Origin of the sequence: Mycobacterium sp. PS03-16 (genome assembly GCF_004570325.1) — a bacterium.
Lineage (GTDB): Bacteria > Actinomycetota > Actinomycetes > Mycobacteriales > Mycobacteriaceae > Mycobacterium.
The window spans coordinates 88,863-105,762 of the sequence record NZ_SPQO01000004.1; the positions used below are offsets into that span (position 1 = coordinate 88,863).

Consider the following 16,900-nt stretch of genomic DNA (forward strand, 5'->3'; position numbering starts at 1 on the left):
GCCGAACGGGCCCGGTGTGGGCCCCGGACGAGCAGGCAGGTGATCAGGTGTCGATGCTGACCGGCCAGACCGCGGTCGTCACGGGTGGCGCCCAGGGACTCGGGTACGCGATCGCGCAGCGCTTCGTCGCCGAGGGGGCCCGCGTGGTGCTCGGCGACCTCGACCAGGCCGCCACCGAGGCCGCGGCCACCCGACTCGGCGGTGCGGACGTCGCTGCCGCCGTCCGCTGCGACGTCACCCGGGCCGATGAGGTCGAGGCCCTGGTGGCCGCGGCGGTCGAGCGCTTCGGCGGACTCGACGTCATGGTCAACAACGCCGGGATCACCCGCGACGCCACGCTGCGCAAGATGACCGAGGAGCAGTTCGACCAGGTGATCGCCGTGCACCTGAAGGGCACCTGGAACGGGCTGAAGTCGGCCGCGGCGGTCATGCGGGAGAACAAGCGCGGCGCGATCGTGAACATGTCGTCGATCTCCGGCAAGGTCGGGCTGGTCGGGCAGACCAACTACTCCGCGGCCAAGGCGGGCATCGTCGGGATGACCAAGGCCGCGGCCAAGGAGCTCGCCCACCTGGGCGTGCGGGTCAACGCCATCCAGCCCGGTCTCATCCGGTCGGCGATGACCGAAGCCATGCCGCAACACATCTGGGACCAGAAGCTGGCCGAGGTGCCGATGGGTCGCGCCGGCGAGCCCGAGGAGGTCGCCAAGGTGGCGCTGTTTCTGGCCAGCGATCTGTCGTCGTACATGACCGGCACGGTGCTCGAGGTCACCGGCGGTAGGCACCTCTGATGCGCGATGCCGTCATCTGCGAACCGGTGCGCACGCCGATCGGGCGGTACGGCGGCATGTTCCGCACGCTGACCGCGGTCGACCTCGGCGTGGCCGCGCTGCGCGGGCTGCTGGACCGGACGGAACTGGCGCCCGACGCGGTCGACGACGTCATCCTGGGGCACTGCTACCCGAGTAGTGAGGCGCCCGCTATCGGACGGGTCATTGCCCTGGATGCGGGCCTGCCCGTCACCGTGCCGGGGATGCAGATCGACCGCCGGTGTGGCTCCGGGCTGCAGGCGGTGATCCAGGCCTGCCTGCAGGTGGGCTCGGGCGCCAGTGACGTCGTGGTCGCCGGCGGCGCCGAGAGCATGAGCAACGTGGTGTTCTACTCGACCGATATGCGGTGGGGCGCTGGGCGGCACGGGGTGACCGTCCACGACGCGCTGGCCCGCGGGCGCACCACCGCCGGCGGTCGCGACCATCCGGTGCCGGGCGGCATGCTCGAGACCGCCGAGAACCTGCGCCGCCGGTACGCTATCTCGCGCGCCGAACAGGACGAGCTCGCCGTGACGTCCCATCAGCGCGCGGTGAACGCGCAGAAGGACGGCATCCTCGCCGAGGAGATCGTCCCCGTGACGGTGCGTACCCGCCGCGGGGAGGAGGTCGTCGACACCGATGAACACCCCCGCGCCGACACCTCGATGGATTCCCTGAGCCGGCTGAAACCGGTTCTGTCGGAACAGGATCCCGACGCGACCGTAACGGCGGGCAATGCCAGCGGGCAGAACGACGCCGCGTCGATGTGCCTGGTCACCACTCCCGAGAACGCCGCCGCGCTGGGACTGACGCCGCTGGTGCGGCTGGTGTCGTGGGGAGTCGCGGGCGTCGCGCCTGGGGTGATGGGGATCGGTCCGGTCCCGGCCACCGAGGTCGCGCTCGCGCGGGCCGGGTTGCGGTGGGCCGACATCGACCTGATCGAGCTGAACGAGGCGTTCGCGGCCCAGGCGCTGGCCGTGATGCGCGAGTGGGGTTTCACCGCGGCCGACCGGGAGCGGACCAACGTCCACGGGTCGGGCATCTCGCTCGGGCACCCGGTGGGCGCCACCGGCGGGCGGATGCTCGCCACCCTGGCCCGGGAGCTCACCCGCAGGCACGCCCGCTACGGGCTGGAGACGATGTGCATCGGCGGCGGGCAGGGGCTGGCCGCGGTGTTCGAGCGGGTGGCCGCGTGACCAAACTGGCGCAGACGCTGGGGCTGACCGAGTTCCAGACCGAGATCCTGGCGACCGTACGGCAATTCGTCGACCGGGAGATCATCCCGAACGCCCAGGAACTCGAGCACGCCGACGCCTACCCGCAGGCGATCGTCGACGCGATGCGCGACATGGGCCTGTTCGGGTTGATGATCCCGCCGGAGTACGGCGGGTTGGGTGAGTCGCTGCTGACCTACGCGTTGTGCGTCGAGGAGTTGGCCCGCGGCTGGATGAGCGTGTCCGGGGTGATCAACACCCACTTCATCGTCGCCTACATGATCCGCCAGCACGGCACCGACGCCCAGAAGCAGCGCTTCCTGCCGCGGATGGCCACCGGCGAAACCCGCGGCGCCTTCTCGATGTCCGAGCCCGAACTCGGCTCCGACGTCGCGGCGATCCGGACCAGGGCGCGCCGCGACGGCGACGGCTACGTGATCGACGGTCAGAAGATGTGGCTGACCAACGGCGCCAGCTCCACGCTGGTGGCCGCACTGGTACGCACCGACGAAGGCGCCGACAAGCCGCACCGCAACCTCACCGCGTTCCTGATCGAGAAGCCCGAGGGGTTCGGCGAGGTCACGCCCGGGCTGACGATTCCCGGCAAGCTCGACAAACTCGGGTACAAGGGCATCGACACCACCGAGCTGATCTTCGACGGCTACCGGGCCGATGCGGCCGACGTCCTCGGTGAGCGGCCCGGGCAGGGCTTCTTCCAGATGATGGACGGCGTCGAGGTGGGCCGGGTCAACGTCTCCGCGCGTGCCTGCGGGGTGGCGTTGCGCGCGTTCGAGCTCGCCGTGCGCTACGCCCAGCAGCGGCAGACGTTCGGCAGGCCGATCGCCGAACACCAGGCGATCGCGTTCCAGCTCGCGGAGATGGCGACCAAGGTCGAGGCCGCGCACCTGATGATGGTCAACGCCGCTCGGCTGAAGGACTCCGGGGAGCGCAACGACGTGGCCGCGGGCATGGCGAAGTACCTCACCAGCGAGATCTGCGCCGAGGTGACCCAGCAGAGTTTCCGCATCCACGGCGGGTACGGCTACTCCAAGGAGTACGAGATCGAACGGCTGATGCGCGACGCGCCGTTCCTGCTCATCGGCGAGGGCACCAGCGAGATACAGAAGAACATCATCAGCAAGCGGCTGCTCGACGAGTACCGGATCTGACATGTCCGCACCGGGTTTCGCCGCGCGACCCCAGCTGGCCGAGGACGTCGCACGTTTCGTGCGCCGCCGGATCTTCGACGGCGCCTACCCGGCCGGCCGCTACATCCGGCTCGAACAGCTGGCATCGGAACTCGGCATCAGCGTCACACCGGTGCGGGAAGCGCTGTTCGAACTGCGCGCCGAGGGGCTGCTGGCGCAGCAGCCCCGGCGCGGGTTCATGGTGCTGCCGGTGACCCGGCGCGACCTCGCCGACGTGTCGAACGTGCAGGCCTACGTCGGCGGTGAGCTCGCCGCGCGCGCCGCCGGAAACGTCACCGACGCCCAGTTGCGCGAACTCACCGCGCTGCAGGAGGCGCTGGAAGACGCCTACGCCCGTGGCGACGGCGAGGACGCGGTCCGGCTCAACCACGAATTCCACCGGGCGATCAACGTCGCCGCCGATTCGCCGAAGCTCGCCCAGCTGATGTCGCAGATCACCCGCTATGCGCCCGAGTCGGTGTTCCCGACCATCGAGGGCTGGCCGGACCGCTCGACGCGGCACCACCGCAGGCTGCTGGCGGCGCTGGGGGAGCGGGACGGTGACGCGGCCCGCGCGGCGATGTCCGAGCACCTCGCGGCGGGCGCCGAGCCGCTGATCGCCCATCTGGTCGCCCGCGGTGTCGTCGATCCGCAAGACTGACCAGACCTTACAAATGCTACGGTGCCTGTAAACATGCAAGGCGCCGCGGACGCGGCCTGACCCCCGGAGTCGGTACACATGTCCACACCCGTCATCGTCGGCGCCGCGCGCACCGCCATCGGCCGGTCCTTCAAGGGCGCGCTGGTCAACACCCCGCCGGAGACCCTCATCACCACGGTGCTGCCCGAGGTCATCCGCCGCTCCGGCGTCGACCCCCAGCACATCGACGACATCGTCTTCGCCGAATCCCATTACGGCGGCGGCGATCTGGCCCGCTACGCGGCCGACGCCACCGGCCTGCAGCACGTGCCCGGCCAGTCGGTGAACCGGCACTGCGCCGGCAGCCTCACCGCCATCGGCAACGCCGCGGCACAGATCGGCTCGGGGATGGAGCGGGTGCTGGTCGCCGGCGGTGTGCAGTCCCTGTCGATGACCCCGCTGGTGAACTGGCGTATCCCCGGCCCGGAGCTGAAGTTCGAGGAGCGGTGGATGCCGCCCACGCACGTCGAGACGCCGGACGCCCCCACCCGGGACATGTCCATCACCGTCGGATGGAACACCGCACAGGCCGCCGGCATCACGCGCGAGGAGATGGACGCCTGGGCGGCGCGGTCGCATCAGCGCGCGGTCGCCGCGATCGACGCCGGCCGGTTCGTCGAGGAGATCGTCCCGCTCAAGGTGGAACTGCCCGACGGCACCGTCACCGAGTTCACCGTCGACGAACACCCGCGGCGCGACACCACGGTCGAGAAGCTGGCCGGGCTCAAAGTGCTGCATCCCGAGATCGAGGGCTTCTCGATCACCGCGGGCAACAGCAGCGGCACCAACGACGCCGCCGCGGCGACCGTGCTCGTCGACCGCGACTACGCCGCATCCGAGGGATTGACAGCGCTGGCCACGGTCCGCGCCTGGGCGGCGGCCGGCGTCGCGCCGCGCGACACCGGCCTGGGCGCGGTCACGGTGATCGGCAAGGTCCTGGACCGGGCGGGGCTCAGCGCGTCGGACGTCGCGCTGTGGGAGATCAACGAGGCCTTCGCGTCGGTGCCGATCGCCGCATGCCGCGCCCACGGGCTCGACGAGGACGCGGTGAACGTCTCCGGAAGCGGCTGCAGCCTGGGCCATCCCATCGCCGCGTCCGGCGCCCGGATGGTCACCACGCTGATCCACGATCTGCGGCGGCGCGGCGGGGGCATCGGCGTCGCCGCGATGTGCGCCGGCGGCGGTCAGGGCGGCGCGGTCGTCATCGAGGTCTAACCCAACCATGGGCGACACCCCCGCCCGGCGGCGGGCGCTGGTGCTGGGCGCCAGCGGCAACGTGGGCGCCGCCGTCACCCGGCGGCTCGTCGACCGCGGCGACGAGGTGCGGGTCTTGGTGCGCCACACCAGTTCCACCAGAGGAATCGACGGGCTCGACGTCCAGCGATGCTACGGCGACATCTTCGACACCGCGGCCGTGGTGGCCGCGATGGCCGACCGCGACGTAGTGTTCTACTGCGTCGTCGACACCCGCGCGCATCTGGCGGATCCGGGGCCGCTGTTCCGCACCAACGTCGAGGGGCTGCGCGGGGTGCTCGACATCGCCGTCACCGCGGACCTGCAGCGGTTCGTGTTCCTGAGCACGATCGGCACCATCGCCGTCGGCGCGGACGGTCAGACGGTCACCGAGGACACGCCGGTCGACTGGCCCGGGGCCGGTGGGCCCTACATCGACTCCTGCAGCCGGGCCGAGGATCTGGTGCTGCGCTATGCCCGCGACCACGGCCTGCCCGCGGCGTTCGGGCGGGCACCGGTCTATCTGCGGGGTGTCGGCGCCGAGGTGGTGGGAATCGACGACGCCGCCGAGGCGCTGGTGCTGGCCGCCGAGCGGGGCCGGGTAGGGGAGCGCTACATCGTCTCCGAGCGGTACATGACCCACCGCGAGATGTTCACCGTCGCCGCGCAAGCCGTCGGTGCCCGGCCGCCGAGGTTCGGGGTGCCGATGGCGCTGGTGTACGTGGTCGCCGCGCTGACCGGGACCGCGAACCGGCTGCTGGGCACCGACTTCCCGTTGAATACGGCCGCCGCCCGGCTGCTGGCCATGACGTCGCCCGCCGACCACGGCAAGGCCGTCCGTGACCTCGGGTGGCACCCCGGACCGGCGCCCGAGGCGATCCGCCGGGCGGCACGGTGCTACGTCGAACGCCGCGCCCGTGGTGAAAAGGTGATCGACCTGTGAGCATGGAGGTCGGAACGGGGCCTGCGGTGACGACGAGAGGGTGTGGGTGTGAGCGAGGGCGTGCTCGACGAACTCGGCTACTACCTGCTGGCGGGCGCCGGCGGAGACGGCCCGGCCACGCTGATGGACGAGGCGCGCCGGGGTGAGGACCTCGGTTTCGGGACCGCGTTCATCAGCGAACGGTGGAATGTCAAGGAGGCGTCGTCGCTGGTCGGCGCGGCGTGCGCCGTCACCGGCCGGATGCAGATCGCCACGGCGGCAACGAATCACAACACGCGCCACCCGCTGATCACCGGATCGTGGGCAACCACCATGCACCGGCTCTCGGGCGGCCGGTTCACCCTCGGCATCGGCCGCGGCATCGCCGCGCTCTACAGCGCGTTCGGCGTACCGGCCGTCACGACCGCGCAGATGGAGGACTTCGCGCACGTGATGCGTCGGCTGTGGCGCGGTGAGGTCATCTTCGACCACGACGGTCCGCTCGGCACGTACCCGGTGCTGTTCCTGGATCCCGATTTCCGTGAGGACATCCGCCTGGCGCTCGTCGCGTTCGGGCCGCAGACCCTGGCCCTGGGCGGGCGGGCATTCGACGACGTCATCCTGCACACCTACTTCACTCCCGAGACCCTGCAGCGGGCGGTGCGCACCGTGAAGGCCGCGGCCGAACAGGCCGGCCGGGACCCCGCCACGGTGCGGGTGTGGTCGTGTTTCGCCACTGTGGGCGACCACCTGCCCGAGGCGCTGCGGCTGAAGAAGACGGTGGCGCGGCTGGCAACCTATCTGCAGGGCTACGGCGATCTGCTCGTGTCGACGAACAACTGGGATCCGGCGGTGCTGCAACGGTTCCGGGAGGATCCGGTCGTGACGTCGATCGCCGGCGGCATCGACCACAAGGCCACCCCCGACCAGATCGAGCACATCGCGACGCTGATCCCCGACGAGTGGCTGCAGCCGGCGGCCACCGGTTCACCCGAACAGTGCGTCGCGCGGATCCGCCGCGAATTCGACTACGGCGCCGACGCGCTGATCATGCACGGCGCGACTCCGGACGAGCTGGAGCCGATCGTGCGGGCCTACCGCGGATGACTCAGCGATTCGGTGTGCTCGGTCGCGGGAAGCGCGACCGAGCACATCGAAATCGCGCGGTCAGCAGCAGCGCGCGCCCGGGTTGGCGTCGGCGGCCGCGTGCCGCATCCGCCAGTACTCGCGCTCGCTGAGCACCGGTTCGCCGGGATGGGTGCGCCGCCGGTGCTCGAGGTAGCGCTGATAGTGGTTGTCGCCCATCAGTGAGCCGACGTACCAACGGATCTGGCCGACGAGGTCGGTAGCGCGTCCCATTGCTTCTGCACCTCCCGTTCATGCGCCGTGGTGACCAGACCGGACGGGCCGAAGATCCGCGACGGCACCTCGGGCTCCTCCGTGGACGGCGGCGCGGTACCGCGCACCGCACGGATCGCCATCACCAGACCGGCGGCGCAGACGATCACCACCAGCAGGGCGAACACCACCGACAGGGTGCCCTGGATGAACGTGTTGCGGATGACATCGTTCATCTGGTCGACGTTCTTCGCCGCCCCGAACGACTCCTGGCCTTGGGCCAGCGCGTTCTTGTACTGGAAGTGCTGCGTCCAGTACCCGACTTTCGGATCACCGGAGAAGATCTTCTGCCACGACGCCGTGAGCGTCACGATCAGATCCCACACCAGCGGAATGCCGGGGATCCACGCCCACTTCACGTGGCCCTTCTTGATGACCACGACCGTCACCACCGTCAGCGCGATCGCGGCCAGCAACTGGTTGGCGATGCCGAACAGCGGGAAGAGCGTGTTGATCCCGCCCAGCGGGTCGGTCACGCCCATCAGTAGGATGCTGCCCCACGCCGCGACCACGATCACGCTGCAGATCCAGGCGCCGATCCGCCAGCTCGGGTCCTTGAGCTTGCGCAGCGGGCCACCGAGATTCGACAGGCCGTCCGACAGCATGAAGCGGGCGACGCGGGTGCCGGCGTCGACGGTGGTGAGAATGAACAGTGCCTCGAACATGATCGCGAAGTGGTACCAGAACGCCTTGAGCGCAGCGCCGCCGAAGACGTCGCTCAGTACCTCGGACATGCCGAACGCCAACGTCGGCGCGCCACCGGTGCGCGACACGATCGAGGACTCCTCGACGCTCTCGGCGGCCTGATTGATCTCCTCGGGGGTGATCGGCGCCCCGGACAACCCGAGGCCGTTGACGTACTCCGCGGCGGTCTCGGCGGTGCCGCCGGTCTGGGCGGTCGGCGCGTTGAGCGTGAAGTACAGGTGCTGGTTGATGATCGCGGCGGTGATCAGCGCCATGATCGCGACGAAGGACTCGGTCAGCATGCCGCCGTATCCGATCAGCCGCATCTGCCCTTCCTTTTCGAGCAGTTTGGGCGTGGTGCCCGACGAGATCAGCGAGTGGAAGCCCGACAGCGCGCCGCAGGCGATCGTGATGAACAGGAACGGGAACAGCGACCCGGCGAACACCGGACCGGTCCCGCTCCCGGCGAACGACGAGATCGCCGGCGCCTCCATCACGGGGCGGGCGATGAGGATGCCGACGGCCAGCAGCGCGATCGTGCCGACCTTCATGAACGTCGACAGGTAATCGCGCGGGGCCAGCAGGAACCACACCGGCAGCACGGACGCGGCGAAGCCGTAGATGATGATGCACCAGCTCAGCGCGACCGGGGACAGGTCGAACCACGAAGCGCCCCAGGAGGTCTCAGCCACCCAACTGCCGGAGATGACCGCGAGCAGCAGCAGCACCACACCGATGACCGATACTTCCGAGACCCGACCCGGCCGCAGGAACCGCAGATAGATGCCCATGAAGATCGCGATCGGGATGGTCATCGCGATCGAGAAGACGCCCCACGGGCTCTGGGCCAGCGCCTGCACCACCACGAGCGCCAGCACCGCCAGCAGGATCACCATGATGACCAGGACGCCGACGATCGCGGCGACGCCACCGACCGCGCCGAGTTCGTCGCGGGCCATCTGCCCCAGTGACCGGCCGCGCCTGCGCGTCGAGATCGACAACACCAGGAAGTCCTGGACACACCCCGCGAACACCGCGCCGACGATGATCCAGATGGTCCCGGGCAGGAAGCCCATCTGCATCGCCAGCACCGGGCCGACCAGCGGGCCTGCGCCGGCGATCGCGGCGAAGTGATGCCCGAACAGCACGCGCCGGTCGGTCGGCACGTAGTCCGTGGCGTTCTCGAACAGCTCGGCAGGCGTGGCGTTGTCGTCGCGCGGTTTGACGATCTTCATCTCGATCAGCCGGGCGTAGAAGCGGAATGCGACGACATAGGTGCAGATCGCGGCGATCACGAACCACACCGCGTTGACGGTCTCACCGCGGAAGAACGCGATCACCGCCCAGGCGACGGCGCCCACGACGGCGATGAGCGCGAACACGATCTTGTGCCTGGTGCTGATCGGGGACCGGTCGATGATCGCGACCGGCGGCAGGTCCCGGTCGGTGCGGATATAGGTGACGTCGCCGTCGGTCTCCTCGAAGCGTTCGGATGCGGCGGTGGGCGTGGCCACGGTCCCTCCCTCGGTGCGACGACAGTGTCGGACGTGAGTCGATCCTTGCACCGACCAAAACGGCGTTGGGCCGAATCCGGTGCTTTCGTGCGCGTCAACCGCGCTCGTGGAACGCCCTGACCGTGTCGACGGTATCGGCCTCGGCCGCGGACTTGTCGTCGCGGTAGCGCAGCACCCGCGCGAACCGCAGCGCCATCCCGCCCGGGTAGCGGGTCGAGGTCTGCACCCCGTCGAACGCGATCTCCACCACCTGCTCGGGCCGCACCCGGACCACGTACTGATCGGTGGGTCCTTCGGCCAGGCCGAGGAAGCGCTCGGTCTGCCACTGCAGCATCGCGTCGGTCATGCCCTTGAACGTCTTGCCCAGCATGACGAAACCGCCGCCCGCCGGGTCGCGGGCGCCGAGGTGGATGTTGGACAGCATGCCGCTGCGCCGGCCGCTGCCCCATTCGACCGCCAGCACCACCAGGTCGAGGGTGTGCACCGGTTTGACCTTCAGCCAGCCGGCGCCGCGGCGGCCGGCCTCGTACGGCGCGCCGGGCGCCTTGGCCATCACCCCTTCATGGCCGGCGGCCAGCGTGGCGTCGAGGAACCGCTGCGCGGCCTCGGCGTCGTCGGTGATCAGCCGGTCGACCCGGTGCGCGGCCGGCACCAGCTCGTCGAGCACCCGCACCCGGTCGACGGTGGGGAGGTCGAGGAGGTCGTCGCCGTCGACATGCAGCAGATCGAACACGAACACCGACAGCGGATGTTCGGCGCGGGCCGCGGCGCGGCCGAACCGCGACGCGGTGACCTGGAACCGGTGCGGACGGCCGTCGGGGCGCAGCGCGATCGCCTCGGCGTCGGCGATCAGGTCGGTGACCGGCAACGCCAGGGCCGCCTCGACCACTTCGGGCAGCCGTGCGGTGACGTCGTCGAGCGAGCGGGTGTACACCGACACCTCACCGCCGCGGCGGTGAATCTGCACGCGGGCGCCGTCGAGCTTGGCCTCGAACACCGCGCTGCCGCCCAACCGCTGCAGCGCATCGGCCACCCCGGTCGCGGTCTGGGCGAGCATCGGACCGACCGGCCGGCCCGCCTGCAGCGTGAACTCGGCCAGTGCGGCATCGCCGCCGGTCAGCGCGGCGGCGGCGACCGCGGGCAGGTCACCGGCGAGCATGGCGGCGCGGCGCACCCCGGCGGCCGGGAGCCCGGTGGCCTTGGCGACGGCGTCGGCCATCACCCCGATCAGCGCACCCTGGCGCAACTCCCCGGTCAGCAGCCGGCGCAGGAACGTCTGCTCGGCCGGGGTGGCGGTGGCGAACAGGTCGGCCAGCAGCGCGGCCCGCCGGGCCTGCGAGCCCTTGCCCGCGACGGCGCCGATCTCGGTGAACCGCGCGTCGACGTCGGCCACGGTGAGCGAGGCGTCCTCCGCGGGCGGCGGAAGCGAACGCAGTGCAGCCCAGCCGACCCCGATCTGGCGCTGCGGCAGTTCGCCGGACAACCACGACACGACCACCGCGGCGATTCGGCCGCCCTCATCCGCACCCGCCCGCCTCAGCAGACCGGCGATCAGCGCGGTCTTGGCGAGCCGGGCGGAGGTGGCGCCGACCTCGGCCGACACCGACGCCACGTCGACAAGCAGCACTCCCCGAGCATGGCACGGGGGTGTGACATCACCCGAGCAGGCCGGTCAGCACCGCCGCTTCGGCGCGCAGGGCGTCGGCACGGTCGGGGAAGCCGCCGGCCTCGGCCTGGGCGGCCGCGGTGTGGCGCTCCTCGACCTCGGCCCGCAGGAGCGCGCGGATCTCCTCCTCGCCGAGCACCCGGCGGGCGGCCTCGGTGGCGCCCAGGCCGGCGACGCTGCCCGCGACGGGACCGTCCGTCGGAATGTGCACGGCGGCGACATCGGGCGTCTCGGCGTTGTCGACCGCGGCCAGGGCGCACCGCAGTGCCGAGACGCGCACGGCGTCCCGCCGCTTACGGGCGGTGAGCAGTTCGGCGCGCAGCGCATCGCGCCACCGGTCGGCTGCAGTGATCATGGTGGGTCACCGTAGCGGGGGCACCGAGTCGGCGGCCACCGGCTTTTCCTCGGCTCAGGTGACGGTGAAGGTGACGCTGTGCCAGCCGGTCGCGCCGTCGGGCACCGGGTTCGCCCGGTCGGCGGTCTGCACGGCGCCGGTGTTGTCCGTGGCGCGCACGGTGATCGTGTGCGGGCCGGTCTCGGTGGCCTCCCAGTCGAGGCTCCACAGCCGCCAGGTGTCGTCGGCGTAGCCGGCGCCCAGCCGCGCGGGTTGCCAGTCACCCTGTCCGCCGGGCGAATCGACGCGAATCTCGACGGCGCGTACGCCGCGGTCCTGGGCCCACGCGACGCCGCCGAACGTGACCGGGCCGGCCGCGACGTCGGCGCCACCGCGCGGCACGTCGATGCGGGACTGCGTTTTGATCGGACCGCGTTCGCCCCAGCCGAGTTTCGTCCAGTACGCCTGGGCCCGGTCGAACCGGGTGAGCTCCAGATCCACCACCCATTTCGTCGCGGAGACGTACCCGTAGAGGCCGGGCACCACCAACCGGGCCGGGTAGCCGTGCTCGGTGGGCAGCGGTTCGCCGTTCATCCCGACCGCGAGCAGCGCGTCGCGCGCATCGGTGAGCGCCTCGACCGGGGTGCCCGCGGTGAAGCCGTCGTGCGACGTGGACAGCACCATGTCGGCCTCCGGGCGAATGCCGACCTCGGCCAGCAGGTCTCGCACCCGGTAGCCGACCCAGGTCGCGTTCGAGATCAGGTCACCGCCCACCGGGTTCGACACGCAGGTCAGCGTCACCACCTTCTCGACGGTCTCGAACCGGTCCAGATCGGCGAAGCTCAGGGTGAGCTCGCGGTCCACCAGACCGTGGATCCGCAGCCGCCACTGCTCACGGCCGAGCTGCGGCACGCTGAGCGCGGTGTCGATCCGGTAGAAGTCGGCGTTGGGGGTGATGAACGACGGCAGCGCCACCCCCGGCGGCTGCACGGCCGGCGGAACCGCCGGGGCGGGAACGTCGACGCGCGGCAGCGCGTACGCGGCGCGGTCACCGGCGACCGAGGCGGCGCGCCGCGACAGCGCGGCTCCGGCCGCCCCCGCGGCGGCGCCCAGCGCAACGAAGCCGAGGGTGATCAGCGACAGCCGGCGGCCGCGGTCCACGCCGCTGCCGGGCGCCGGGTCCGGTGCGTTCTCGAACCGCCCGCAGACCAGCAACCGCAGCACCGCCACCCCGCACACCGTGCCGATCACCGTCGGCACGATGTCCGCGACCTCTGCCCCGGCACGCGACAGCACGGCCGCGCATCCGAGGACGCCGCCCGCGACGATCAGCGTGCTGCCCACCGGAACCCGCCGCGACTCCAGGGCGCCGCCGACCGCGGCGATCACCGCGATCACGATCAGCACCAGGATCGACAGCACCAGCTTGTCGGCCATCCCGAACGTGTCGATGGCCCATTCCTTGACCGCGCCGGGGGTGACGTCGATGACCGCGGACCCGACCGCGGTCCTGGCGTCGGCGCGCGGGCCGAACGGCACCGCGACGAGTTCGGTGACGCCCAGTGCCACCGCGGCGGCGGCGATCCCGCACCAGGCGCGGGTCGAGCGCTCGGGTGCGGCCATGACGGCCAAGGTAGCGCCTGGGACACCCGAAAGCCTTACAGGACCGTGACGTCGGCTAGGTTCCTTTACAGTCCGACCGCAATGTGGAAAGGGAGCTAGATGGAGATCGAGGGCAAGAAGGCCGTCATCGTGGGTGGGGCGTCCGGCTTCGGGCGCGCGACCGCCGAGGCGCTGGCCAAGCGCGGCGCCGCCGTCGCGGTGCTGGACCGACCGCAGTCCAAGGGCAGAGAGGTCGCCGAACAGATCGGCGGCACCTTCCACGAGGTCGACGTCATGGACTTCGCCGGCACGGAAGACGTGCTCAACGCGGCCGTCGAGGCGCTCGGCGGCCTGCACATCGCGGTGACCACGGCCGGCGGCGGCTCGGCGATGCGCACCATGACCAAGAACGGCCCCCACGATCTCGACGTCTTCCGCCAGGTGCAGGACCTCAACACGGTCGGCACCTTCAACATCAGCCGGCTGGCCGCGGCGCACATGAGCCGCAACGAGCCCGAAGACGATGAGCGGGGCGTCATCATCAACACCTCGTCGATCGCCGCGTTCGAGGGGCAGATCGGCCAGGTCGCCTACACCGCGTCGAAGGCCGCGATCGCCGGGATGTGCCTGACCATGGCGCGCGACCTGGGCAGCCTGGGCATCCGGGTGCTGGCCATCGCGCCGAGCCTGTTCGCCACCGGGCTCACCGAGGGCATCCCGGACGAATTCGCCGCCCAGCTCACCAAGGACGCCGCATTCCCCAAGCGGCTGGGCCGCCCCGACGAGTACGCCAAGCTGGCGCTCGCGATCGTCGACAACGCGATGCTCAACGGCCAGTGCATCCGCCTCGACGCCGGTCAGCGCTTCGCCCCCAAGTAGTCGCGTGACTTCGGCGCGGTAGCCGAGGCCCAGCGTCGGTCACCGCGCCGAAGGGGCCTCGGCCAGTGGCGCCCGCGGCACCGCCGCCAGCGCTCCCCGGCCGATCCACCCGGGCACCGCGCGGCGCACCGCGGCCGGACCCGACACGGTCACCCGGCCATCGAGAAGCGCCTGCTCCCAGGTGAAGTCGCCGCGCCACAGCTCGGTCAGCGTGCGCAGCCCCGCCTCGACGGTGGCCGTCACGTCGTGACCCGGGTCGACGTCGCAGACGTCGGCCTGCCCGTCGGTGACCACCAGCCACCACCGAGACGTCCGCAAGTCGACACCCGACAGCCGGAACGCCACCGTCGTCCGCCCGGGCGGCCACGCCTCGAGGGGGACCGACCGGCGGATGTCCCACATCAACAGGTGCGGATCCAGATCGGCGTCACCGAGTTCGGCGATCCAGCGCACGCCCCAGGTGCCCAGCGCGTCGACCACCGGGGCCAGCTCCTGGCCGCGCGGGGTCAGCACATAGGTTGTGCGACCGCCGATCTCGACCCGGTCGACGATCCCGGCCCGGGCCAGGGTCTTGAGCCGTTTGGACAGCAGCGCCGGGGACATCTTCGGGACCCCGCGCCGCAGTTCGTTGAAATGTGAACCACCGAGCAGGAGTTCGCGGACCACGAGCAGGGTCCACCGCTCGTCGAGCACCTCCATGGCCTTGGCCACCGGACAGAACTGACCGTAACCCGACATCGGCCCACCTCCTCAGCGCCCGCCGTCTCATCGTCCCCCAACCGGGCCGACCAGTACAGATCGAGTACTGGATTCGGGTGCGGCACGGCGCGACGATGACTGCACCGACCGAGGGAGGCACGTCATGACCGAAGACACCATCACCGTCGAACAGCAGGTGGCGGTCAAACACCGGGCCATGTGGGCGTCCGGCGATTATCCGAAACTGGCGGCCGACCTGGTCGCCCCGTTGGGGCCCGTCCTGGTGGAGGCGGCCGGCATCGGACCCGGCGACCGGGTCCTCGACGTCGCGGCGGGGACCGGCAACGCCGCGATCCCGGCCGCCCGGGCCGGCGCCTCGGTGGTCGCCAGCGACCTCACCCCCGAGTTGCTCGAGGCAGGACGGGCGCTCGCCGCGCAGGCCGGCCTCGACCTCGACTGGCAGGTGGGGGATGCACACGCTCTTCCGTTCGGCGACAACGACTTCGATGTCGTCATGTCGTGCATCGGGGTGATGTTCGCGCCGTTCCACGACCGCTCGGCCGCGGAACTGGTGCGGGTGTGCCGGCCCGGCGGGCGCATCGCGCTGATCAATTGGACGCCCGAAGGCCACATCGGCAGGCTGTTCGCCACGATGAAGCCCTACATGCCGCCGCCCCCGCCGGGTGCGCAGCCGCCGCCGCTGTGGGGGAGCGAAAGCCATGTCCGCGAGCTGTTCGGTGACCGCGTCACCGACATCACCGCCGAACGGCGCATGCTGGCGGTGACCCACTTCGCCGACGGCGCAGAGTTCCGCGACTACTTCAAGGCGGTCTACGGCCCCACCATCGCCGCGTATCGCAACATCGGGGACGACGCTGAGCGGGCCGCGAACCTCGATCGCGAGATCGCTGCGCTCGGTGACGAGCTGATGGGCGATGCGGGCATGGAATGGGAGTATCTGCTGCTGACGGGCCGCAAAGCCTGACACCATGTCGGCATGCCCGACGACGAGCAGCAACTGCCGACCCTGTCCGATGACGATGTGGCGGCGCTGACGCGGTGGGCCGACCGGGAAGGGCTGGGCGCGACGGTCACCGACGTCGCACCGTTGACCGGCGGTACGCAGAACGTCGTCGTGCGTCTTCGTCTCGACGGGCGGCCGATGGTGCTGCGCCGCCCGCCGGTACATCCCCGGCCGACGAGCGACAAGACGATGCAGCGGGAGATCGCGGTGCTGCGCACGCTCGCCGGAACGCCGGTGCCGCATCCCGGATTCATCGCCGGCTGCGAGGATCTCGACGTTCTGGGCGTGGTGTTCTATCTGATGGAGGAGGTCGACGGGTTCAACCCCGGCACCGAGGTCACCGCGGCGTACCGGGACGACGCCACGATGCGCCACCGGGTCGGGTTGTCCTACGCGGCGAGCCTGGCGCATCTGGGCAACGTGGCGTGGGAGGGCAGTGAACTCGCCGCGATCAAACGGCCCGGATCGTTCCTGGCCCGGCAGGTGCCGCAGTTCCTCCGGCTTCTCGACAGCTACCGGCACGACCGCTACGCCCCCGACTCGCTACCCGGTGCGGGGCTGCTCGCCGACTGGTTGGACAGCCACCGGCCCGACGACACCGAACCGGGAATCATGCACGGCGACGCGCATCTCAACAATGTGCTGCTGCGCCGGGACACGCCCGAGTTGGCGGCGTTCATCGACTGGGAGATGAGCACCGTCGGCGACCCGCTGCTGGACCTCGCGTGGATGCTGATCTGCTGGCCGGACGACCCGAACCCGATCAACGCCGGTGCGGAACTGTCCGCACTGGGTGGACTGGCCGATCGAGGCGAGTTGCTCGACGCCTACCGGGACGCGGGCGGACGGCGCACCGACCGCCTCGACTGGTACCTCGCGGTGGCCTGCTTCAAGCTCGCCATCGTCATCGAGGGCACCTGGTCGCGCTATCTGGCCGGCCGGGCGACGCGCGAAGCCGGTGAGCGCCTGCATGATTCGGCCGCCAACCTGATCGGGCTGGGCGTCCGCGTCGCCAAGGGTGACGATCCGTTCCGGTGA

General features: G+C 70.9%; 16 protein-coding genes. 10 read left to right on the plus strand and 6 right to left on the minus strand.

Annotation, left to right across the window (positions count from 1 at the left end):
* The first annotated feature begins 53 nt into the window (after window positions 1-53).
* The 7 genes from fabG to E4P42_RS04975 all read left to right on the plus strand — a co-directional run bounded on the left by fabG (window position 54) and on the right by E4P42_RS04975 (window position 7,169).
* Complete coding sequence (gene fabG / locus E4P42_RS04945) at window positions 54-788, plus strand: 3-oxoacyl-ACP reductase FabG (protein WP_135123922.1); 735 nt, start codon at window positions 54-56, stop codon at window positions 786-788.
* Window positions 788-2,002 carry an acetyl-CoA C-acetyltransferase gene (locus tag E4P42_RS04950; RefSeq protein ID WP_135123634.1) on the plus strand — a complete coding sequence of 405 codons (1,215 nt, stop codon included), beginning with the start codon at window positions 788-790 and terminating at the stop codon, window positions 2,000-2,002. The genes fabG and E4P42_RS04950 overlap by 1 nt, the downstream gene beginning before the upstream one ends.
* Complete coding sequence (locus E4P42_RS04955; protein ID WP_135123636.1) at window positions 1,999-3,189, plus strand: acyl-CoA dehydrogenase family protein; 1,191 nt, start codon at window positions 1,999-2,001, stop codon at window positions 3,187-3,189. The genes E4P42_RS04950 and E4P42_RS04955 overlap by 4 nt, the downstream gene beginning before the upstream one ends.
* 1 nt (window position 3,190) lies before the next feature.
* On the plus strand, window positions 3,191-3,868 hold the full coding sequence (locus tag E4P42_RS04960; RefSeq protein WP_135123638.1) for a GntR family transcriptional regulator: 678 nt from the start codon (window positions 3,191-3,193) through the stop codon (window positions 3,866-3,868).
* 78 nt (window positions 3,869-3,946) lie between these two features.
* On the plus strand, window positions 3,947-5,122 hold the full coding sequence (locus E4P42_RS04965; RefSeq protein ID WP_135123640.1) for a thiolase family protein: 1,176 nt from the start codon (window positions 3,947-3,949) through the stop codon (window positions 5,120-5,122).
* A 7-nt stretch (window positions 5,123-5,129) separates the two neighbouring features.
* The gene (locus E4P42_RS04970; protein ID WP_135123642.1) at window positions 5,130-6,083 is read left to right on the plus strand and encodes an NAD-dependent epimerase/dehydratase family protein; all 954 of its coding nucleotides are present in this window, start codon (window positions 5,130-5,132) and stop codon (window positions 6,081-6,083) included.
* 48 nt (window positions 6,084-6,131) lie between these two features.
* Window positions 6,132-7,169 (plus strand): TIGR03857 family LLM class F420-dependent oxidoreductase, encoded by a 1,038-nt coding sequence (locus E4P42_RS04975; protein WP_135123644.1) that lies wholly within the window; start codon window positions 6,132-6,134, stop codon window positions 7,167-7,169.
* A gap of 60 nt (window positions 7,170-7,229) precedes the next feature.
* On the opposite strand, the gene E4P42_RS04980 is transcribed toward E4P42_RS04975, so the two are convergent.
* The 5 genes from E4P42_RS04980 to E4P42_RS05000 all read right to left on the minus strand — a co-directional run bounded on the left by E4P42_RS04980 (window position 7,230) and on the right by E4P42_RS05000 (window position 13,281).
* The gene (locus tag E4P42_RS04980) at window positions 7,230-7,421 is read right to left on the minus strand and encodes a YbdD/YjiX family protein (RefSeq protein WP_135123646.1); all 192 of its coding nucleotides are present in this window, start codon (window positions 7,419-7,421) and stop codon (window positions 7,230-7,232) included.
* Window positions 7,367-9,658 (minus strand): carbon starvation CstA family protein, encoded by a 2,292-nt coding sequence (locus E4P42_RS04985; RefSeq protein ID WP_135123648.1) that lies wholly within the window; start codon window positions 9,656-9,658, stop codon window positions 7,367-7,369. The genes E4P42_RS04980 and E4P42_RS04985 overlap by 55 nt, the downstream gene beginning before the upstream one ends.
* A 94-nt stretch (window positions 9,659-9,752) precedes the next feature.
* On the minus strand, window positions 9,753-11,285 hold the full coding sequence (locus E4P42_RS04990) for an ATP-dependent DNA ligase (protein WP_135123650.1): 1,533 nt from the start codon (window positions 11,283-11,285) through the stop codon (window positions 9,753-9,755).
* A 28-nt stretch (window positions 11,286-11,313) separates the two neighbouring features.
* Complete coding sequence (locus E4P42_RS04995) at window positions 11,314-11,679, minus strand: glutamyl-tRNA amidotransferase (RefSeq protein WP_135123652.1); 366 nt, start codon at window positions 11,677-11,679, stop codon at window positions 11,314-11,316.
* 54 nt (window positions 11,680-11,733) lie between these two features.
* Window positions 11,734-13,281 carry a molybdopterin-dependent oxidoreductase gene (locus E4P42_RS05000; RefSeq protein ID WP_135123654.1) on the minus strand — a complete coding sequence of 516 codons (1,548 nt, stop codon included), beginning with the start codon at window positions 13,279-13,281 and terminating at the stop codon, window positions 11,734-11,736.
* Between the two features lie 99 nt (window positions 13,282-13,380).
* Between E4P42_RS05000 and E4P42_RS05005 the strand changes: the two genes are divergently transcribed.
* Window positions 13,381-14,139: an SDR family NAD(P)-dependent oxidoreductase gene (locus tag E4P42_RS05005; RefSeq protein WP_135123656.1), complete on the plus strand. Its 759-nt coding sequence runs from the start codon at window positions 13,381-13,383 to the stop codon at window positions 14,137-14,139.
* A gap of 39 nt (window positions 14,140-14,178) precedes the next feature.
* Here E4P42_RS05005 and E4P42_RS05010 read toward each other — a convergent pair whose 3' ends face one another.
* Window positions 14,179-14,877 carry a helix-turn-helix domain-containing protein gene (locus E4P42_RS05010; RefSeq protein ID WP_135123658.1) on the minus strand — a complete coding sequence of 233 codons (699 nt, stop codon included), beginning with the start codon at window positions 14,875-14,877 and terminating at the stop codon, window positions 14,179-14,181.
* Window positions 14,878-15,001: 124 nt separating this feature from the next.
* Between E4P42_RS05010 and E4P42_RS05015 the strand changes: the two genes are divergently transcribed.
* On the plus strand, window positions 15,002-15,823 hold the full coding sequence (locus E4P42_RS05015; RefSeq protein ID WP_135123660.1) for a class I SAM-dependent methyltransferase: 822 nt from the start codon (window positions 15,002-15,004) through the stop codon (window positions 15,821-15,823).
* Between the two features lie 12 nt (window positions 15,824-15,835).
* Window positions 15,836-16,900 carry a phosphotransferase family protein gene (locus E4P42_RS05020; RefSeq protein WP_135123662.1) on the plus strand — a complete coding sequence of 355 codons (1,065 nt, stop codon included), beginning with the start codon at window positions 15,836-15,838 and terminating at the stop codon, window positions 16,898-16,900.